The sequence below is a fragment of the Mediterraneibacter sp. 210702-DFI.3.120 genome (genome assembly GCF_020561005.1).
GTDB classification, from domain to species: Bacteria; Bacillota; Clostridia; order Lachnospirales; family Lachnospiraceae; genus Mediterraneibacter; species Mediterraneibacter faecis.
In genome coordinates this window covers 12,292-34,264 of sequence record NZ_JAJCNG010000012.1, presented here as the reverse complement: position 1 = coordinate 34,264, position 21,973 = coordinate 12,292, and the positions used below count along the sequence as shown (strand labels likewise).

Annotated in this window: 19 protein-coding genes; 7 read left to right on the top strand and 12 right to left on the bottom strand. The window is 33.3% G+C overall.

The window, feature by feature from the left end:
- Positions 1–264: 264 nt before the first annotated feature.
- Positions 265–702, bottom strand: a complete 438-nt coding sequence (locus tag LI162_RS07970; RefSeq protein ID WP_004613104.1) for a sigma factor-like helix-turn-helix DNA-binding protein — start codon at positions 700–702, stop codon at positions 265–267.
- Between the two features lie 407 nt (positions 703–1,109).
- Between LI162_RS07970 and LI162_RS07965 the strand changes: the two genes are divergently transcribed.
- Complete coding sequence (locus LI162_RS07965; RefSeq protein WP_004613106.1) at positions 1,110–1,436, top strand: helix-turn-helix domain-containing protein; 327 nt, start codon at positions 1,110–1,112, stop codon at positions 1,434–1,436.
- A gap of 103 nt (positions 1,437–1,539) precedes the next feature.
- Here the strand turns inward: LI162_RS07965 and LI162_RS07960 are convergent, their stop codons facing one another.
- Positions 1,540–1,875: a hypothetical protein gene (locus LI162_RS07960; RefSeq protein WP_004613107.1), complete on the bottom strand. Its 336-nt coding sequence runs from the start codon at positions 1,873–1,875 to the stop codon at positions 1,540–1,542.
- 213 nt (positions 1,876–2,088) lie between these two features.
- On the opposite strand from LI162_RS07960, the gene LI162_RS07955 reads away from it, so the two are divergent.
- On the top strand, positions 2,089–2,340 hold the full coding sequence (locus tag LI162_RS07955; RefSeq protein ID WP_004613108.1) for a helix-turn-helix domain-containing protein: 252 nt from the start codon (positions 2,089–2,091) through the stop codon (positions 2,338–2,340).
- Between the two features lie 31 nt (positions 2,341–2,371).
- On the opposite strand, the gene LI162_RS07950 is transcribed toward LI162_RS07955, so the two are convergent.
- The 4 genes from LI162_RS07950 to LI162_RS07935 form a co-directional block, all read right to left on the bottom strand.
- Entirely contained in the window at positions 2,372–2,713 is a 342-nt protein-coding gene (locus LI162_RS07950) for a winged helix-turn-helix domain-containing protein (protein ID WP_044924749.1), read from the bottom strand.
- Between the two features lie 121 nt (positions 2,714–2,834).
- Positions 2,835–4,019: a DUF6070 family protein gene (locus LI162_RS07945; protein ID WP_004613111.1), complete on the bottom strand. Its 1,185-nt coding sequence runs from the start codon at positions 4,017–4,019 to the stop codon at positions 2,835–2,837.
- 56 nt (positions 4,020–4,075) lie between these two features.
- Positions 4,076–5,272 (bottom strand): DUF6070 family protein, encoded by a 1,197-nt coding sequence (locus LI162_RS07940; protein ID WP_226853706.1) that lies wholly within the window; start codon positions 5,270–5,272, stop codon positions 4,076–4,078.
- Between the two features lie 29 nt (positions 5,273–5,301).
- Entirely contained in the window at positions 5,302–7,383 is a 2,082-nt protein-coding gene (locus LI162_RS07935) for a penicillin-binding transpeptidase domain-containing protein (RefSeq protein ID WP_028087046.1), read from the bottom strand.
- Between the two features lie 277 nt (positions 7,384–7,660).
- Between LI162_RS07935 and LI162_RS07930 the strand changes: the two genes are divergently transcribed.
- From LI162_RS07930 to LI162_RS07910, 5 genes are all read left to right on the top strand, one after another.
- Positions 7,661–8,830, top strand: a complete 1,170-nt coding sequence (locus tag LI162_RS07930) for an IS110 family transposase (protein WP_009243756.1) — start codon at positions 7,661–7,663, stop codon at positions 8,828–8,830.
- 255 nt (positions 8,831–9,085) lie between these two features.
- Positions 9,086–9,475, top strand: a complete 390-nt coding sequence (locus LI162_RS07925) for a BlaI/MecI/CopY family transcriptional regulator (RefSeq protein ID WP_117636546.1) — start codon at positions 9,086–9,088, stop codon at positions 9,473–9,475.
- Entirely contained in the window at positions 9,475–11,265 is a 1,791-nt protein-coding gene (locus LI162_RS07920; RefSeq protein ID WP_004613116.1) for a BlaR1 family beta-lactam sensor/signal transducer, read from the top strand. The genes LI162_RS07925 and LI162_RS07920 overlap by 1 nt, the downstream gene beginning before the upstream one ends.
- A 159-nt stretch (positions 11,266–11,424) precedes the next feature.
- Complete coding sequence (locus tag LI162_RS07915; protein ID WP_227156226.1) at positions 11,425–12,342, top strand: penicillin-binding transpeptidase domain-containing protein; 918 nt, start codon at positions 11,425–11,427, stop codon at positions 12,340–12,342.
- Between the two features lie 72 nt (positions 12,343–12,414).
- Positions 12,415–13,656 (top strand): IS256 family transposase, encoded by a 1,242-nt coding sequence (locus LI162_RS07910; RefSeq protein ID WP_009321026.1) that lies wholly within the window; start codon positions 12,415–12,417, stop codon positions 13,654–13,656.
- A gap of 459 nt (positions 13,657–14,115) precedes the next feature.
- Here the strand turns inward: LI162_RS07910 and LI162_RS07905 are convergent, their stop codons facing one another.
- From LI162_RS07905 to LI162_RS07880, 6 genes are all read right to left on the bottom strand, one after another.
- Positions 14,116–14,958 (bottom strand): metallophosphoesterase, encoded by an 843-nt coding sequence (locus LI162_RS07905; protein ID WP_117636547.1) that lies wholly within the window; start codon positions 14,956–14,958, stop codon positions 14,116–14,118.
- A gap of 326 nt (positions 14,959–15,284) precedes the next feature.
- Positions 15,285–16,610, bottom strand: coding sequence for a WD40/YVTN/BNR-like repeat-containing protein (locus tag LI162_RS07900; protein ID WP_227156224.1), 1,326 nt, complete (start codon positions 16,608–16,610; stop codon positions 15,285–15,287).
- Between the two features lie 353 nt (positions 16,611–16,963).
- A complete protein-coding gene (locus tag LI162_RS07895; RefSeq protein ID WP_117888740.1) occupies positions 16,964–17,497 on the bottom strand; it encodes a hypothetical protein in 534 nt (177 codons plus the stop codon).
- Between the two features lies 1 nt (position 17,498).
- The gene (locus LI162_RS07890; protein WP_004613124.1) at positions 17,499–18,029 is read right to left on the bottom strand and encodes a hypothetical protein; all 531 of its coding nucleotides are present in this window, start codon (positions 18,027–18,029) and stop codon (positions 17,499–17,501) included.
- A gap of 30 nt (positions 18,030–18,059) precedes the next feature.
- Entirely contained in the window at positions 18,060–20,813 is a 2,754-nt protein-coding gene (locus tag LI162_RS07885) for a penicillin-binding transpeptidase domain-containing protein (protein ID WP_227156222.1), read from the bottom strand.
- 91 nt (positions 20,814–20,904) lie between these two features.
- Positions 20,905–21,882, bottom strand: a complete 978-nt coding sequence (locus tag LI162_RS07880; RefSeq protein WP_004613127.1) for a D-alanyl-D-alanine carboxypeptidase family protein — start codon at positions 21,880–21,882, stop codon at positions 20,905–20,907.
- Positions 21,883–21,973 lie beyond the last annotated feature (91 nt).

Here is a 21,973-nt window from a genome sequence, read left to right as displayed (position 1 = left end):
AAGGGGCGCTCTTATATAAAACGATGATCACTGATGCCGTCCGTTGTAGTGAATAACTGAACCATCCTTTTATATCGTCATGGCGTTTCTTTCTGCTACGCTCCGCCGGATGGGAAAGTTTCTATAATGCGGATATCCAATTATCAAGGAACAGAGGAGGGGAAGGCACTAAGTACCTTCCCGAAAATGTATAGGAAAAATTCCTACTTAGGAGAGAACTTACCTCTCCTACTTACTAGCCAACTTCCACAACAAAATATGACGCTAAAAAAAATATTTTTTTAATTTTTTTCTCAAGCGTTTCATTCGTGCAGAAACTGTATTCGCTTTCATTCCAAGCAATTTCCCTATTTCCTCTGTACCATAACCAAACGTTTTTAAAAGAATAATATACAATGTTACTTGATCCAACTTCTGCAGTTCTTTTCTTAGTTTATTGTCATCTAAAGACTTTATGAAGTCTTGCACGTTAACAGGCTGTTGAATTTCCCACTTTCCGGAAGCATCTTCAGTTCTCTCTATAAAATCTGTATCAGGCATTTGATGATTTTTGTAGTTACGTTCTTGTTTAAAACAATTCCAGTCATAATCACGAAGTTCTGCAATAACCTCTTCTGAGACGCCTAGTTCACGTAATTTTTTCTCTTCTTGTTCCTTCCATACTTTCCATTTATATTCTTCTTTTGCTTTGTTATATGCCATATCATTTTTCCTCCGATTTGAATTTTCGAAAATCAAATCGGAAGTGGTGGGCTTCTATTTCTTGGATTACTCCAATAGAAAAAGATGCACTGCAGATTTTCTATCCACAGTAACGTCTTTCTTTTTTGACAATTATATTTATAAGTATATGAAATATGGTATGAGACACCATATTTAAAACCGCATTTTTTTCTATCTGCTGTTACGCTTTTTTTAACGTTTTCTTATGACTGAATCTTCTCCTATTGCCTAATATTGCACATCAATCCCTTATTATAAATTATGTGCCTCTATCCCATTTTCTTTTTTAATATTGCTTAATACACCACATCAAATATTGTTCACTACTATTTTCACTTTTCCAATGTTGCATAATACACTAGATTTCATGGAGGTGAATAGTACACATGGCGCAGATTGATAGTCGTTTAGGTGATATGATTCGTAGCTACCGTGAAAAACTTGGTTTAACGCAAGAAGAAATGGCTGAAAGACTTCAAGTTAATCTTACACATTATGGAAATATTGAGCGTGCCGCATGCAATCCAAGCTTTTCTCTTTTTCTTCGGATTGCCAAAGAATTAAATCTTTCCGTAGATGCTTATCTATATTCTACAAGAGATGATACTGCCGCTGAGATTACACGTTTACTCTCAAAATGTTCCAAGCGCGAATGTCAGATTATCTTAGAAAATATCCTTACCCTTCTTAAGAATCGGGATGAATGCACGTAAATTGATGTTACAGAGTGATTCTGTTTTTATTCCAAATTTTATCTAGCTTTTTTCTAGTTTTAACATTAGCAAAGCGGTCCATGCACATGCATGAACCGCTTGATCATTTCCATTGCTTGATTTTTTCCAACATGTTGGAGGGAACTTTCAATATTCCGCTTCCGGATAGTAAAAGCAGCATATCCACCATTCCCTGCAGATAAGCTTGTTGGTTTTCTTCTTCTGCACATTGTTCTGTCAAGCCAACATATTTCTCAATGACACATTTTTGTTCATCTGTCATTTCACAAACTGTCTGCTCATAAATCGGCTGATATGAAAATTTTTCTTTCATAGCCTTTTGATACTCTGGTAATTGTAACTGTGAAAGTCTTCCGGTATCCTCACATCGAAGTTCCTTTAAAAACTGTGCAGTTTTTTCCCATACTCGCTCATCCATGCTTCCCTCTTCCTTTCATCGTACCAAATCTTTTTTTCTTTTGTTCTATTATTCCTCTATTTCCACTCCGAAACACATAATAATTGCTTTATATTATTCTTCTTTGTATGTTGTATAAAATAATTTTTAAAACTTCATCTTTAGAAGTATATTACCATTCCATTTCGCTAGAATCAATAATGTAACTTCATCTTTAGAAACATTGAGGATATTATGAAAATATATTGGAATGGTGAACGCAAAAACGTAATAGGATCTCGCGTTAAAGAATTAAGGAAAAAACAGGATATTTCCCAAAAGATTTTGGCAGCACGTCTTTCTCTTTCTGGGATTGATTTTACGGAATTGACAATTTTAAGAATTGAAAAAGGGACACGGTTTGTTCCAGATTATGAATTAAGTGTAATTGCTGATTATTTCCATGTAACTTCTGATTATCTGTTAGGCAGAACAAATAAAGAATAGGACAGGTACTCCGTATGTAGCGGGACCTGTCCTATTTCTTCGCAAATTTATACCCTATCCCTCGCACGGTTTGGATAAAAACGGGATTTCGGGGATCTAGTTCTATTTTCTTTCGTATATGACCTATATGTGCGGTAACATTTCCTTCATCACAGAAATATTCTTTTCCCCATACAGTTTCATATATCTGTCGATGAGTAAATACCTGCCCAGGATAACTCGCAAGGAAAAATAGGATATCAAATTCTTTTACTGTTAGATTAATTTTTCTGTTTTTGTGAAATGCTATTCTATTATTGTAATCCAAGTACAAATCTGCATGATTTAATATATTTTTTTCTTGTAGAGCAATTTTTTTTGCAATATAATTCATATTACAAAGCAAAATTTCTTTATAATTCCCCTCTTCTTCTTTTATTCGAATAAGAATTTCAACTTCTATAATGCTTCACCTGCCCTTTTAAATTTCAAGCAAACGCTCATAAATAAACTTTCTATTTTATTTCATCATTTTCTTTATAAATCTTATTCCACTCTCCATAGGTCAAACGGTTTCGGTACCATTTAGAAGTGTCATCTAAGTTCGACTTAATAACTTGATTGGATATATAGTGAAAACGGTTATTATCTAACGGCTGAATGACTAATTCACTTGTCATTGCATTATCCTGCATTGTTCTTTCCCACACCGCATTAATTATAAGTTTAATTTTCCCATCATCCATCTTTTCATATGATACTACTTCTGGATACGGTTCATACGTTGATCCATAGTCATATAATCCTCTTGGTCTGTACAAATACGTTTTTGTTTCTGCATTATAAATGGCATTAGACTCTAATACTTCACTTTCAACTGTTAAAAATGTTTGAATAACTTCCTCAAAATCTTGTTTTGGAATATAATATTCTACTCCTTCTTGACTATAATTATATGGAACATATTTTTCATATTTTAAAAGATACATAATCTCATATAGATCATAAAAATCAAGTTGTGAATAATCACTTTGATTCCAATTCGTTATAAATAACTTATTTCCAGCATAACCTACTGGCATAACATACTTTCTATTCAACTCCCGACATGCTTCATCCAATGGTTCCACACGAAATCCAATTTTCCCATGATATCCATCATATCCCTGTCGATCATATTCTTCTATGAAAAAATACCCATTTTTTGTATACTTCCATGATTGTACTTGAAATTCATTAATGTACTCAGCTTCTGGAGCGTCCTGATCCCAAGTCATATTACTACATATGGCATAAATTTCCCCATTTTGAGAGTTTAAATCATATCTCACAAATCCTCCTGATTCCATAATAGAAAAAATTGTTATACTATCATTAACCTCGTTTTGCACATTCTTGCAAAATTTTTTCACTAGTTCTCCATTTACCATATCTATTTGATTATTTATGTCAACCGCAATATAGTTTTTTCTGCCTAAATATTCAATAATGTCTTGTTGTAATTTCAATGAATTTCTATTGCTTTGATTCCATCTTTCTTTGTATATATGAAAATAATCATCTGCCAAATCTTCGGATTCTACCAGAATTTCTTCAGTTCTTTGAACTAATTGTACTTGATTTGAATTTTTTTGTATTTTATTACATCCTCCTAGTAGAAAACTAATGACACCAATAATGATCATTAATCTAACTTTCATACTCTTCCTCTCCAATTACAATATCAGTTATAAAAAAATCTATTTTCTTAATTTACTTAAAAATCTCTTCGCGGTTTATATTCTGGAATTTTATATGCTCCCTCACGTTCAATACAGTTTCCCAAATATATCCACTTGTCACCTTCTTCTCGGATTGTCACTTCATGTCTGAATGAACAATCTGTTCCTTCTTCCTGAAAAACAGCTTCTACTGTCAAAGTTAATGATCCATCCTCATTTTCTATACAATTCACTACTTCTGGGAAAGGTTGGAATTGTTGAATTCGATTCCATGGACCAATTGCTTCCCATGGATATACCCCCTTCACGTCATCGTATTGAGCATATATTTCCAAGGTTTCTATTGAAATATCAAAATAAGTTGTGACCACTTCTTCAAATTCTACTTTAGGAATGCCTGATGCATATTTTTTTTCATCAATTTTCTCCCCATACTTCATTGTGTATAAAAACTCAAACAAATCATTAAACTCTATATTTTCCAAACTGTTTTGATTCCAATCTACGAGGAACAGATTATTGCAAAAGTAACTAACCGGTGTAATACATTTATTTCCTAATTCTCTGCACTGTTCATCAAGTGGCAAAATTCTATAAAAAACATGCATATCCATTTCTTGATTTCTTGATAATGCCTTCTCCCATATAATCCACCCTTTATCAGTATAGTTCCAATCATATACCTGAATTTTTTCTATCTGCACAATATGTGGACTCATATTATCATCAAATGCAGCTGTTGCTGATGTTACATATAAATCTTTGTTTTTAAATTGAAGTTTATTATATATCCAAACACCACTTGTATTAATTACAAAAAATTCAGTTTCAGTATTTTCTCCTGTTTTTGCCAAAGAAAGAGCATCATCAACTTGTTTATAATTCAACATATTATAATCATGACTGCCACAGGTAATGGCAACATTCTCTTCTGCAATACTTTCGATCATTGTATGAACTGTCTCTTCTTCAAGAACAATATTTGACGCATTACCTTTATCTGCCTGACTGTATATCCTTTTGCATTTTCCAACCATTTTCCTTAAGCGATCACTAATGTCTTTTTCTTCTTTTCTCCCCATTTCAATATTTTTTAATTCATAATCATCATTTTCATCCATCACCACATTCTCTTCTTCTGTATTATTAATTATAAGATCATTTTGAGACCCATTTTTTTCACATCCGGATAATACTAAAGAAACCAAAATAATAGCCAACATTTTCTTCATTAACATTTTCACCTTTTTTCATCTCATTCCTATCGTAAATATTGATCCAATACTCTTTTATCTTTTTGAACTACATAACCACTGCCACCAATATTTTTTACATCTTCAACCATACTAATTAGCAATATTGGATTCTCAATATTAGGATCAGTTGTAAAAACTGCCATCCACCCCAATTCTGTTCCTGTTGCATCTTCTTTTGAAAGCTTTATTTCTGCCGTTCCTGTTTTTCCAGCCAAAGTGTACTCCTCTCTATGTAAACCATATCCCGTTGCTGTTGGTTCACTAATAACTTTCTTCATTGTCTCTAAAACAGTATGAATACTTTCTTTTTGAATAACTTCCGGCATCCATATATTGGGATTATAATTTGGGTTATATAGTAACGTCGGTTCAATTATATTTCCATCATTACTAAATGCGGAATAAATAGAAGCTAGATGCAATGGATTTATTAAGATTTGACCTTGTCCATATCCACTATCTGCCAATTGAATTTCTGACTTTATTCCTTCTGTATTTGAATACTGTGATATTGACATTTTAATATCAAATGGTATTTCTTTGTTAAACCCCAATTTTTCTAAAAAGCTAGTTAAATTATTTTCCCCCAGTTTAAGTGCTACTTTTGCAAAATATATATTATCAGAATATATCATTGCATTTTCCAGTGTTGCAGGTTCAGTCTCATGTAATGTGGTCACATAATAATCCCCCCATGACGAGTCTTTTTGCCAGCTTAAACCTTCGTTTCCATAATCTTCTACAGGATCAAGAATACCTGTGTCTAACCCTATCACTGCAGTAACAGGTTTAAATGTTGATCCGGGACACCATACCTGTCTGAATCGATTGTACAAAGGTTGCCTTTCATCTTCATTTAAGCTTTTCCATAATTTATCTGACATTCCCATTACAAAATCATTTGAGTTAAAAGAAGGAGTACTGACCAGTGCCAAAACTTCTCCTGTATATTGGTTCATAGCAACAGAACAACTCTTATCATCCTTAAACTGTTCATACAAGACTTTTTGCAATTCTGCATCAATTGTTAATTGAATATCCTCTCCGTTTTGAACCGGTTTATCTACAATAATATCTTTTCTGTTTCCAAATTCATCTTCGATATATATCATGCAACCATTTTGACCTTTTAATTTATCTTCATATAAACTTTCTATACCACTTCTCCCTATAACACTATTGGAATCATAACCTTTCCCTTTATTCTCTTCCAAATCTTCCGCTGTAACTTTTTGAATATATCCAACCAAATGTGACGCTGCTTCTTTTAAAGGATAGTCTCTAACTTCGATATCGTTAATCATAACACCTGGAATTGATAGTAATTCCTCCTGATTTTCCTTTAATTTTACAAGATTTTCATCCGGATTAATTTTCATTAATTCCAATTCACTAACTTTAGGAATTGTTTTTATAGGAACAAATGAATCATCTTTTACCCACTCTGCAGACAATTTGTTCTTTATCACATCAATATCCACTTCAAGCAACTCCGCAAGTTTAATTATTGTGTTTTCTTTATCCTGAATTTTACCCGGCACTAGCCCAACTGATGATGCAACCCCTTTTCCAGCTAACACTTTTCCATTCCGATCTAAAATTTGTCCTCGCTCTGCTTCTACAGTATCTATTCGTACTTTATCTGTAGACTCTAATTGCGGAAAAATAATACTATCTTTCCAAACAAGTTTATATTCAAATTTTTCTTTTATAAAGTTTACTTCATTTTGAAATTTCACTTCACCTGCAAGAGTATTAAATGATGTAAGATATGAAATCTCTTTACCATTGGATTTCTCATTTAAAATTTTAATGCTTAAATCCTTCGTTTCTAATCCTTCATATATGTTTTTATTTCTCTTTACAAATTCTTCCATAGAAATATTCGATGAATGTTCTTTAGAAATCATTTTATACATTTTTTCATATTCATGTTTATTGATATAATTCATATATTCGGTTAGCAATTGTTCAGTAGTGTTCTTATGTGTCTGTTTCGTAATAAAAAAAATCAAGCTCAATACTAAAATTAAAGAAAATATTATTAATATCAATCTACCTGTCCATTCAAATTTTTTTCTTTTCATAATTGTCTTGTATGATAATTAGGAAGTTAATTATCACACGTTTCCTTTCTTTTAATATCGTGGTTCAATACAATTCAGATACTATGGACTTTTGATTTTTCCCTGTAGCCTTGACTACTCGACTGGAGTGTATTGCCGCTACCTTTATCTGAATTGTTTATTAGCTGGATGTTGCCGGAGTGTTTTTCACTCAGAGTACTTATTTCTATCAAGTCTACGATGATAATCGATGGTGGACATCATGGTATCAGACTTTATGAAAGGGAGGTACAACCTCATGAAAATTTTTGTAGGCATTGATATTGCCAAACTCAACCATTTCGCCGCTGCGATTTCTTCGGACGGTGAAATACTCATTGAGCCGTTCAAATTCACAAACGACGCTGATGGCTTCCAACTGCTGGTCTCTAAGCTCGAATCATTCGATAAGAACAGCATCATCATCGGTCTTGAGTCGACGGCACACTACGGTGACAACCTTGTTCGATACCTTGTTGCTGAGTTCTACCAAGTGTGTGTGTTGAACCCCATCAAAACCTGTCAGATGCGTAAGAACAATGTTCGTAAAACAAAGACAGATAAGGTCGACACATTTGTTATTGCTAAAACTCTTATGATGCAGGATGACCTAAGATTTATTACCTTCTTTGATCTCGATATGATGGATCTTAAGGCCTTGGGGCGCTTTCGGCAGAAAACCATTAAGCAACGCACCCGATTGAAAATCCAACTGACAACCTATGTTGATCAAGTATTCCCGGAGATTCAATACTTTTTCAAATCCGGTCTGCATCAGAATGCTGTCTATGCTCTTTTAAAAGAAGCACCTTCTCCAAAAGAGATTGCTTCCATGCATATGACTCATCTGGCAAATCTGCTCAAAGTGAACTCGCACGGACATTTTACTAAAGAGCAGGCCAAAGAATTAAGAATTCTCGCACAGAAGTCTGTCGGTGCCAACGACAGCGCTATATCTATTCAGATAACTCAAACCATTCAACAAATCGAGTTACTGGATAGCCAATTAGAAAAGATTGAAGCTGAGATGACGGATATCATGAAATTTAACGATTCTGTCATCATGACCATTCCTGGTATCGGTTATATCAATGGTGGAATGATCCTTGGTGAAATAGGCGATATTCACCGTTTCTCCAATCCAAACAAGCTGCTTGCTTTTGCAGGCCTGGATCCTTCTGTTTATCAGTCTGGTAACTTTCAGGCTAAGACAACAAGGATGTCCAAACGTGGCTCTCGTGTTTTACGATATGCTCTTGTAAATGCAGCTTGGAACGTTGTCAGGAACAACGCAACCTTCAAGGCTTATTATGATGCCAAGAGGGCTGAAGGCCGGTCTCACTACAATGCACTTGGGCACTGTGCCGGCAAGCTTGTCAGAGTCATCTGGAAGATGCTCACTGACGAAGTAGAATTTAACCTCGAGTAAGAGATCTGTATACCTATATCGATAGATTTTGAAAAAGCACCCTAAGGGAGCTCTATTAAAGTTACCCTTTTTTACCACCGATATGAAAAAGAAATTTTTTGCTAATTTATGGTTGACTTTTCATAGCTGGTCTCCTGTTTCCATATCTTACGTTTGTAATATATTCTATTATCACTTTTTTGTCAATAGCCTTCTTGACGTTTCTATTTCAATGCTCTATAATTATTACGAAAGTAAGATTAAAGGAGAATAAACATGGATAAATTACCACAAATATCTGAAGCAGAATATGAAATCATGAAAATAATATGGGATGAGTCACCAATAAGCACAAATTCTATTTGTGAAAAAGTTCCATCTATACACAATTGGAGTAATAAAACAGTTCATACGTTATTATCTCGTTTAGTGTCAAAACATGTTATTTCTTATGAACAAAAAAGGCGTATGTATTACTATTTTCCCATTATCTCTAAAAATAAATATTTATCACAAGAGAACCATAATTTTTTATCTCGCTTTTATGATGGTGAAATGGCTCCGCTATTATCTTCCTTACTATCCAATGCCCAATTATCTGACAGCGATTTAAAGAATATGTATCATCTTATAGACTCTAAATTGAATGGTGGTGATGAAACCTAATGTTCTCGATTCACTTTTTATTATGTAATCTCACTATCAGTATCTTATTGGGGATAATTCTATTACTCAAAAAACTATTAAAAAATTATATTACAACTAATAGTCGGTATTATTTGTGGTACATTTTTGTATGTGCGCTTATTATTCCTTTCATACCATTCAAAAATATCGGACCACATCAATTATTAATAAAGTTACAACACTTTTTCCAACAAGATACGGGTAAAATTGTAAATACTTCTACAAAACAACTTGATGATATAAATTTATCTGTTCAATTAGGTACTTCTGATTTTGCGTCAGCTCAAGATAATTTTAATTTGTATGATCTTGATAAATACTTATTTGCAATATGGATAATCGGGTGTTTGTTTACATTAGTATATTTTATATATAATATTGTTAAAATTCATTTAATCCAAAAAAAAGCTTTTTTGATAACTTCTGAAAACGAACCAGAACTATACCAACAATACATTTCGTGTCATGAAAAATTAAAAATAAGACGACATGTCGCTTTATACGCTTCATGTAATATTTCAAGCCCTGTTTCTTACGGTCTTCTATATCCCAAGGTAATTATTCCTCAAGATATGGATATATTACTGTCTGAACAGGATGTATATTATATCTTTTTACATGAATTACAGCATTATAAACACAAGGATGCTGCATTAAATTATATAAGTTGCATTTTACAGATCATATATTGGTTTAACCCATTCATTTGGTACGGATTTCATATATTACAAAAAGATCGGGAAATTGCATGCGACAACTCAGTAATTAACATCATAGGGAAAAACAACTGTATAGATTATGGCTATACATTAATAAGATATGCTGAAAAAATGCAACACAATGCTTTTCTCTCTCCACTCTCTCGTTTAGGTGGAGAAAAAAAGGTCATTATAGATAGAATAAAAGAAATAGCAAATTATCAAAAAATTTCTAAAAAGCATAAGAGAAACAGCATTGTAATCTTAGTGTTCGCTTGTGTTCTAGTATACTGCATTAGTCCCTTATTAACTGTCTATGCATCACGAGACTCATCTAATAATTTGACTTCCCAAAATATAGATGACATAGACCTATCTTCTTATTTCAGTAAAACAAGTGGTAGCTTTGTAATATATGATATGACAAATGATAGATACAAAATTTATAATAAAGATTTAAGCACCAAACGAGTTTCTCCGGATTCCACTTATAAAATTTATAGTGGTTTATTTGCATTAGAGGAAGGTGTAATCAATTATAATTCTTCTAATCAGCACTGGGACGGAACAAACTATTATTTTGATTCATGGAACAAAGACCAAACCCTTACTACAGCTTTACGTAATTCTGTTAATTGGTATTTTCAAAATCTTGATACACAAATAGGATACCAAACACTTTATTCTTATTATAACAAAATTTCATATGGGAATTGCGATTTATCAGCTGGTATTGAAGATTATTGGTCCGAATCTTCCTTAAAGATTTCACCGGTAGAACAGGTAATCCTATTATCTGAACTTCTGGAAAATAAATGGGAGTTTGAGGAAAAAAATATTCAAGCAATAAAAGATGCCTTATTTATTTCTGATACATCCATTGGAAAATTATATGGAAAGACAGGTACTGGGTCATTGAATGGACAAAATACAAACGGTTGGTTTATTGGCTTTATTGAACACGGTGAAAATACTTATTGTTTTGCTACCAACCTTCAGAATTCCGAGAATGCCACCGGCAGTGCTGCTTCAGAAATAACTATAGAAATATTAAATTCTTTATTCTCTTAAAAATGAAAATACTTTATTCCCAAAAGCTAAGGAGGTTGATGCCTATTAACACTAGTGTTTATCAAGATAATCAAAGCTTAAAAGTATCGGCTTATATAGTTAATGTAGGTTTATGAAACATTTATAGAATAACTAATTTCTAGGATAGGCAGAAATAATATGAAAAAAAACAAGTCTTTTTATCTATTAATTATTGGAATTTTGGTTGGTATATTTGCATTTTCAGGTTGCACGAATCATAATAATTCAGACGCTAAGAATATACAACAGGATACAAAAGATCCTACTCCAGAGAAATTTTCTGTAGTAGAATCACAAGAACCCACACTAACTGAAGTAGATTGGTCTAATTATTTTGAAGGCTTAACCGGGACCGCAATAGTATACGATCCAACAGAAAAAAACTATATGATATATAATAAAGAACTGGCTCTAACGCAGAGATCTCCATGTTCTACATTTAAAATTATCTCTTCGTTAATCGGTTTAGAAAACGGAATTATTGATCCTGATAATTCTGTGCGTCCTTGGAGCGGTGAAATATTTTGGAATGAGGACTGGAATAGAGATATCAATTTTTCTGATGCATTTCGTACCTCATGTGTTTGGTATTTTCGTCAGGTCACTGATGACATTGGCAAGGTGAAAATGCAGAATGAACTTAATAAACTGAAATATGGAAATTGTGATATTTCTGATTGGGAGGGAAAGTTAAATACTAATAACAACAATAGAGCCTTAACAGGTTTCTGGATAGAATCGTCTTTGAAAATTTCTCCAAAAGAACAGGTTGAAGTGATGGAACGAATCTTCGGAACTGACTCCACCTACTCAGAAAGAACACAAAATATTTTAAAACAAGTAATGTTGATATCAGAAGAGAATAATACGGAAATATCTATTTATGGAAAAACAGGAATGGGAAAAGCAGAGGGTATTGTTGTAGATGCATGGTTCACAGGATTTGCAGAAACACTAGAAGGAAATAAATATTTTTGTGTATATCTCGGACAATCAGATGCAGGCAACACATCAAGCACTGCCGCAAAGGAAATCGCCATTCAAATGAGAATGTGAAACTTTTTCTGTAAATAATGTTTTAGAAGGTCTTCTATGGTAAAATATTTTATCATAAGGAGGCCTTTTATTATGGCAAGAGAAAAGAAACCTGTACACAAAGTACAAATGACAGAAGGAAAACGTAACATCATTCACCAGCTCTTGAAAGAATACGATATCCAATCAGCAGAAGATATCCAGGATGCGCTGAAAGATCTTCTTGGTGGAACCATCAAAGAGATGATGGAAGCGGAAATGGATGACCACTTGGGATATGAAAAATCACAACGTTCTGATAGCGGTGATTATCGCAATGGTTATAAGCGAAAAAGAGTGAATAGTCGTTATGGTTCTATGGAGATTGAAGTTCCACAAGACAGAAAATCAACTTTTGAACCTCAAGTAGTAAAGAAACGTCAGAAAGACATTTCAGATATCGATCAGAAGATTATTTCTATGTATGCAAAAGGTATGACAACCCGGCAGATTTCAGAAACAATCGAAGATATTTATGGTTTTGAAACATCCGAAGGTTTTATATCAGATGTTACAGACAAGATTCTCCCACAAATTGAAGACTGGCAGAATCGGCCATTAGATGAAGTTTATCCAATCCTGTATATTGATGCGATTCACTATTCCGTCCGTGATAATGGAGTGATCCGGAAGCTTGCTGCGTATGTCATTCTTGGGATTAATGCGGAAGGTAAGAAAGAAGTGCTTACTATCAGTATTGGAGAAAATGAAAGTTCCAAGTATTGGCTCTCCGTCTTAAACGAATTAAAAAATCGTGGTGTAAAAGATATCCTGATCATTTGTGCAGATGGACTCACAGGTATCAAAGAAGCGATTGCGGCAGCATTTCCTAAGACAGAATATCAAAGATGTATCGTTCATCAAGTGCGAAATACCTTGAAATATGTTCCAGATAAAGACAGAAAAGCATTTGCCACAGATTTGAAAACGATATATCAGGCAGCGGATGAAAAGAAAGCTTTGGCAGCTTTGGATCGGGTAATGGAAAAATGGACTGCAAAATATCCGAATTCCATGAAACGCTGGAAGGATAACTGGGATGCTATTTCCCCAATCTTCAAGTTTTCAGCAGCGGTTAGAAAGGTCATTTATACAACAAATGCCATTGAATCTCTGAATTCCACTTATCGGAAGCTGAACCGTCAGAGAAGCGTCTTTCCAAGCGATACAGCCCTTTTAAAAGCCCTTTATCTGGCTACCTTTGAAGCTACAAAAAAATGGACTGCAACAATCCGGAACTGGGCTCAGGTTTATGGAGAGTTAAGTATCATGTATGAAGGTCGCTTGCCAGAGTAATAAAAAAAGCAGAAAAACAGGCGGATTACCCGCCTGCTGTTGACATGCAATTTTGTAACTGTTATATATAAAGCAAGGGCGAAAAGCTGATTTTGTTTAAGCCTATCGCCCATTCTTATCATAGAAGATCATATTTACAGACTTTTCTTCATAGTCTCATTCAAATTCTTAATGACAATAAATGACAATAAGATACCCTATCAAAAATCGCCTCAGACTCTCACAGGCTGGGCGATTTTTTTATAGTAATCTTTTGCCAAATCATTTTGTTCTTTTACTATGTACTCTAAACCTGATCTTAAATTAGTGACATACATAGTCTGTATTTTACATATTACTTCTACATACAAGCACATTATTATTTGGTCTAATTTACCTTTATATAACATCAAATAAGAGAGTGTATCTCTTTTAACACACTATTAACTATTAACAACGTAGCCTTATCAATTCCAATTATTATAAATAAATATGAAATATAGATATTTCTGGAACAACCCCCAACCGACCAGAAACATGTGTAGTTCCGATTCCTGTATTTACGTATATTTTTGTCTTTGAATTTAATTCATACATTCCGCTGACATAATTTTTAGCGAGGTTTGTAGAAGAGATAGCTTTTTGATTAATAGAAGGAATAAACGGGATATTAACTTGCCCGCCATGACTATGTCCGCTCAACACTAAATCATAAGGGTATTCTTGAAAAGAGTCTGCTGTATCTGGCTCATGTATTAACAGAATATTGTAATTCGAATCATATATCTTTGTAGAATCCGGCATATATACATTTCCCAGCATACTATCATCTAACCCTGTAAATAATATTTTTTTATCTGAATCAGTAGTCACATACCAATTTTCATTTTTCAGCACAGTAAATCCTGATTGCTGCATAATATTTTCATACTGTCTGGCAGCTCCACCACCGCAATCGCGATTCCCCCATATTGCTATTTTATCATATGTTGCATTGATTTTTTGTAGTTCTTTTATGATATGTTCATCATCATGATACTTGGCATAATTGTCATACAAGTCCCCTGTAAACACAACAACATCTGGATTTTGCTTATTGATATAGTTTACAACCTTATCCAGGTTCTTATAATTAAAATCCGCTTTTATATGCGTGTCTGAGAATTGAACAACTTTAATAAAATCAGAAGTTTTTTCGTTTAAATATAATTGATTTGATGCAATACGATACGGTTCGATTTTAAAAGCATAAAACACACAACTTCCAATCAAAATAAGAAGTGTGAAGACTGTTCCAAAAAAAATTTTCAAAAATCTTATCATAAAGATCTATCCTTCCCATAAATTATCTTGCTCAAAATAAAAGCTGCTTGTGACATTTATGTTACAAAAAATGTGGCATAAAGAAATATATAATCTTTAAACCACAATGTTTTTTAACTTACAATCTTCCAGTTACTTGCCTTACAAATTGTCAATTTATGCTGGACATCTGTGTGGTTTTGGCCTGATTAGTAACAAACTTTACAATTGCATTAACTATTACAGCCAACCATTGCATCTTAAATCTAAAGCTATAGCAAAGAATACTAATGTCTAAAATTACATCCAGGTAACCAACCCCAGATTCTGACATTCCATATGTATACTCACTCTACACTAATTCCAGCATATGCCCATGTCTCTCCGTTATCCTTTGACTCAAAGCGAATTCCCTGGATTTCCCCAGCTCCTGTTAAAAGCTTTATAGTCAGGATATCCTCTTTCTTTTTCGGCATCTCACAGTATTTATAATTTTCTATGGTAAAGTTAAGTTCTTTTGCCAAAGGCGGTAGCTCTGTCACAGTCTCCAAAGGTAGCTGAAGTTCCGTAAAGGTTGTACCTCCATCCCTGGTGACATAAAGGCTGGAATGGGACTGGGAAGCTCCTGTCAGCCCTGCAAACCCGAAATTTTTATCAAAGAATTCCAACCCCTCTGTTACCCCAAGATTTCCGCCAAAGGGATTCTGGTTTGCCATTTCCCATGTGTCACCGCCATCCGCAGTTTTTTCCAACTGGTAAAATCTGCTTCCCGCCGCCGCATCAGCCACCACCAGACGCCATCCTATCTTATCATCTAAAAAGAAATACATACTGCCGTCTGTCTGATCTACTGTCCAGCTTTCCACATCTTTTACCTCATCCATCTGTTCTTTATCTAACACTTCCTGGCTGATATATTCTGGTTCCATCATATAGCGAACAGGAGTGATATCTTTCACAGCTGGCATGTGAAGAGAAACCTCAAATCCCACAATTTCTCCGCCATTGAAAAGTTGTGTAAAATTTTCACTTCCTTGATCAACACCATCTCCGTCTGCATCACCGGGAAGATAACGCAGCCCGTCCATCACTCCGAAAGACCGGCGCCCATAATATACAAGTTCATAGGTCTCATTTTCCAAAATTGAAGACCACATTTTCACCTGATTTTCGCTGTCTGCTTTCTCCAATATCCGGAGCATTGGCTCAAAACGCATATCGGCATTATAATCGGCATTGGCTTCTCCGTTCACCCAAACAATAATCTTCTCATTTATCTTTCTGTCATAAGTAATCAGATATGTCTTTTCTGTTCCTTTTTTATTTTTTCCGTAAAGAAAGGTATCTAAGGTCTGAACTTTCCCAGTCTCATTAAAGGACATCTTAAATCCATTTACCACATAAAGATTTTTCGGCATCTCAAGCTTTTCCTCTAAATCCGTCAGAATTCCTTCGATACCATCTTCAAAGAAGTTATCGTGGACAAAATCTACTTCCCTTTTCTTCCATAATTCATCAAGCTTCCATGACAAATGCCCGTTGTACGGAATTGCTGAATAAATGATACGCCCGCCAAAATAGATTGTACCAAGCAACGCAAGAAAAATCTCTATTCGTAAAAGAACTTTATTCTCGAGCTGAGATGTTTGCTGCATCTTTTTCCTTGCAATCATCCATAGTACAGAACTAAGCAAAATTCCAGACAGACTAATCAGCAAAATCAGCAAATGCCTTCTCAGCCCACCATACTGACATACATACCATGCCTGATATAAAAACAGCAGGTAAAAACAAAGACTGATTTTCCCACATAATTTATAAATATTCTTCATACACCCCTCGATTCTTTCATTTTTGTCTCTTCTAACATGATGTGTCAGTCATATTTTGGCAACTTTATCATATTCCAAAGATAACATGTAACTGTAATCATTTGAGATATGTCCATCCATAAATCCAATAAATGGATTTATGAATTGGAAAAGGGATTCTTATTTGATCCCTAACATTTATTTCAATCTAATAATTACTCTAAATTGATATTAATGTGATTTTTATTTTTTATAAATGTAATAAATTGCTCCTCTGTACCAAAACTAAATTCATCGCCATTAATTACAAGCCCTTTATTACCATATCCTAACCAACAAAGATTCTTTTTGATATTACAACAGGTTATATTCTTCCATTCAATAATGGTTCTATCGTACTTTCTTATAATTTCCAGCTTATCGTCATAAAAGTTATAAGTTACTTTCTCTTTATACCTTTTATAAGAATAATTTGAATCTAATTTTAAAAATATTTTCTTAGTATAACTTATTGTCCAATAATATAAAAATATAAAAGTTATTGCAATAAGCGGAATACTATAGATCCATTTGTCTGATCCAATCAAAGTACAAACTACAATTCCAATAAATGCTTCAATGATTATAAAGTGACGACTCAGATCAGCCAATTCCCTTTTTCCATTTTTATTTTCATATTTTAAATTTTGATAATAATATTCTATCACCGCCTCATCATACAATGTATGATTTTGTAAAATGACATCCATTTTAATTTCTTCCTTTCCATACTCTACTCCAATCTTCTCCAGCTAATGTGTTTAATTTAATAAATCTTTTAAAGTCTTCTATATCTCCGATAACAAAATTTTCTTTTCTTATAAAAATAAGTTGATTAATAACGCGAATCCAGCAATACTCTTTTATGGTGCCAATTTCCATAATTTCGATAAAAGACACTATTATTTTCTTACCGCTTTCCGGAACTAAAACATTAATCTCATCTTTTTTTATTGTCATAATTCTTTTTCCAGTTCCATACTGTTTTAAAGCAGTTTCCATTTGTATATAAGTCGCTAGTCTCAGATATATATTATTTATCAATATCACAGCACAAACAAATAATATCATCATAGTCATAATCATTTCTCTTCCAATTTTACTACATAGACAAAATGAAAATATAATCACTGCTCCACAAAAGAATAATAATATCCTTCTGTACTTTCTATTTTGGGTTTGATAATATAAACAAAAGAGTTCTTTGTTCCACTCATAATGTATTTGAAATAATATATCCATTATGTTTTTCTCCTCAACTTATGCACTAACTTATTCTATACCGAAATAATACTCAAAAATATTTTTTCCGCATTCTACTGCGTTCCCTGCCTCATACCCATTTACAATTCGAACTGCTACTGCTATTTCTGGATCATCAGCAGGTGCATATCCTATAAATAGACCATGATCCGGTCTATTCTTAACTTCTTGAGCTGTACCTGATTTTCCTGCAACCGATATTGGAAATCCGTCAAATATCCCCGTGCTTTGAGTATATAATTCCATACCTGCATGGACTCCTTCCCAGCTTCTTTTATTGATTTCAATCTGGCTTTCCACTTTCGGGCTTGTTTCTACCCCGTCAATTTTGTCAATTAGTGACAATTGGAAACTAGTACCTTCGTTTGCAAGTGTTGTTACATACCTTCCCAATTGGACTGTAGAAAAGTTATTTGTTCCTTGTCCGATAGCTGATGGAATAGCATAATTATCAGTTATCTTAGGTTTACTTTCGGTTAACTCAATTCCACTTTTTTCATCTAAATCAAACATTTTCGCGTACTCTTGTATATAATTTAGTGCCTGTTTATCCGAAAATTCATCATTGTCTATCATTCCTAAACGATATGACACTTCACATAAATAATCATTACATGAATTCTTCAATGCGCTATCTACACCATTAACAGCCCCATGCCCTGCATGGTTCCAGCATTTTAAAGGTGGATCTACTTTATCAAACACTCCATCGCATTCAACCATGGTTGACTCATCTATTACACCTTCTTCTAATCCCGCAATAATTGTAACAGGTTTAAATGTTGAGCCTGGTGCTGATAACTGTTGTGTTGCACGATTAAATAAGGGTAATGATGCATTATTATATATTTTATAATAATATTTGTTATCCATTTGGTTTGCTAAACGATTATTATCATATCCCGGATAAGATACACATGCTAGCACTTTTCCTGTTGCGGTATCTGTAACAACTGCTGATCCCGAACATGGATCTAACGCTAAATCCGCTGGCGTAATTTCAAGTTTCTGTATTTTTTTAATTAACAAATCAAAAGTGGTAATTAGCCCTCGATTCCAGTTTTCGTAATCCTCATCTTCAGGATTTAAAAATTGCTGTTCATATAATAGCCTAACGATATCATCTGGCAATATCTCATCGTTGAGTACCAAGTATTTATTTATTAACTCATCAAACTGACTATTTTCCTGTAATTTATTTACTATAAAAGAGACCAATGATTCATAGATTTCATCTTTGTTCAAGTATTCTTCTTCTGACGCAATTATATCTGAATTTATGTTTCCAACACCAATTTGGTCATACAAATAGTCTTTCATTGATAATTCGCCTTTTTCCCATTTTTCAACTAATTCTTCATTATTGTTCTTGTTATTTATAATGTTCAAATTATCAATGATAAAACTCTGGTATTCTTGATTTTCAATTCCCAATTCATTATATTTCGTTGACAATTCTCTTAAATCTTTTTCAATACCTTGAACCACTTCACTTTTCTTTTTCAGAAAAATTTGAAAAAACTTTCTCTCTAATTCCGAAGCATCCTCTTCTCTTAATTGTTCTAAATCAATAACGCCATTGTTTAAAAGTGCAATATACACATCATATATTGGAATTTTTATTTCAGTAGTATCATCTACCCCTTTTTTATCAAAAGTTTTTGTGTTAATCAGATGTTGCACTAATATATCGGCTATCTTCCTTTCTAATGCTTCATATGTTTTTTTCTGTAATTCAACATCTATGCTTAAATATACGTCTTTTCCTGCTCTCGGTTGCTGTATTACTCCAAGATCTTGTGTAGTTCTCCCTGTATTATCTACATATACTTCCTTTTTCCCATCTCTTCCTTGAAGAACTTGATCTAAATATTGCTCCATTCCAGATTTACCCACTATGGAATTAATGGTTAATTTACTATCATCCCTTTCTTTTAACTCCTCGGATGATATAGTGCCTGTGTATCCTAATATAGAGGAACACGCTTCTCCTCCTTCATACACTCGTATTGTATCCTGTTTAATATCAACTCCTGAAATATCATATTGATTTTCCATAATGGCAACAACAGTTTCATCTGATACATCTTTTGCCACTGTTACTGAAAGATATTTTTGATATGCCTGTAAAGATAATGCGTAGCGTATATTTAAAATATCAAGTAGATCACTTTTTTCAAACTGTTGCGGTAATCCATAATCTTTTTTTTCTTTATCTGTATACTTCTTCTCTCCTTGCGCAAAAACACAGAACTTATCTGATAAATAAGAGACTATTTCATCTGCTGTAGAATTTCGTTCCTTAGCTTCCATATCGTCGATGTTCGCTTTTCCATATACATCTGCTTTAAATCTTTGAAGCCAAAAATCATCTACAGAAAATTGGAAATTACCGTTTGGATCTATTATAATTTTTAGACTAGTTTCTATGCTATCTCCTTTACTTTTTATAATACGAATCATCTGATAAATTTTTGAATTCAAATTCAACTGTCGCTCTCGATCTGAATTATAAGTTTCTTGATCTTCGAATGTAACCGAATTAGCTAACTTATTTGTAGCAAGTGGTTTGCCATTACGATCATAAATATTTCCTCTTGCTCCAGATAGTACAATTTCTCTTTTCGTTTGTAAAATAAAATTATTTTCGTATTCTTGTCCTTTCACAATCTGTAATTGAAACAACCGTACTATTAAAATCGAGAACATTATAAAAAAAACAATTAATAGGACTAAACTTCTTGGTATTTTTAATTTCTTCATAATTTATTTTCTGAATTTCCAAAGAATAATCTCTGAAGTACTCCTTTTTAATATTTCCTCCCTGCATTTGTATGATTATAAATTTAAAAAATCATTGCGATTGTAGTTGATTATATAAATAAAAAGCATCATTTACATGAAATGGTTCTGTATTATGATTTCCTTCTGCATTTACTGTTATAGCAATATATTTTCGACCATTAACAATCGCTTCTGAGGCTAAACAAAGCCCTGCCTCATCTGTATAACCTGTTTTTCCTCCCACAATTTCACCCTCATCCAACTCCCATTGATCTCGTAGTTTAAACATACTACTATAAAAAGTAAAACCACTTAAATGCTGGTCTGTCGGCGCAACAAAATAACTTTTTGACTGAAATATATCATTAAAAGTTTGATTTTTTAATGCATACTGTAAAAGAATTCCTATATCTTTCACTGTAGTATAGTGAGATTCATTATGTAATCCTGTTGCATTCATAAAATGTGTATTATTCATTCCTAAATCTTTAGCTTTCTCATTCATTAGTTCTACAAATGCTTGTTCTGAACCAGCAACATACTCCGCTAAAGCAATTGAACACTCTCCCCCTGAAGGCAAAATGTTTCCATACAATATGTCAATTATTTTTGCATTTTCACCAGGTAGAAAGCCCGCCATTGACGCATTTTGGGCATATAGTTCATCAAATATTTCTGGCTCTAATGTAATAGTTGCTTCCAAATTGTTTATATTTTCAATTGCTAGAATACATGTCATTATTTTCGTTAATGATGCTGGAAATATTTTTTCATCCTGTTGAAATTGAAATATAACTTTACTGTCATCGAGACTGATTACAATTCCAGCACTACTATGTAGCTGATCTAAATCCAGTTTCCGCTGTTGTGTCTGAATAACTAATGGTTTTACTGTTTCTTCAGATTTTTCTTCTATTTTCTCCCTCTCTTGCGGATTGAAAATTTTTAATAAGACTAACAAACTGATAAGTATTATAAAAAGCAAACTTTCTATTATCCAAACTATCTTTCTATTTTTCTTTTTTACTTTTTTTCTTCTCTTACTCATATATACCTTAATCTTCTTTCTATAACCTGATAACTAAATATTCGTTTACAAAAACCACGCGTGTAAGACTTATAGCTAATAAATCTTTTTT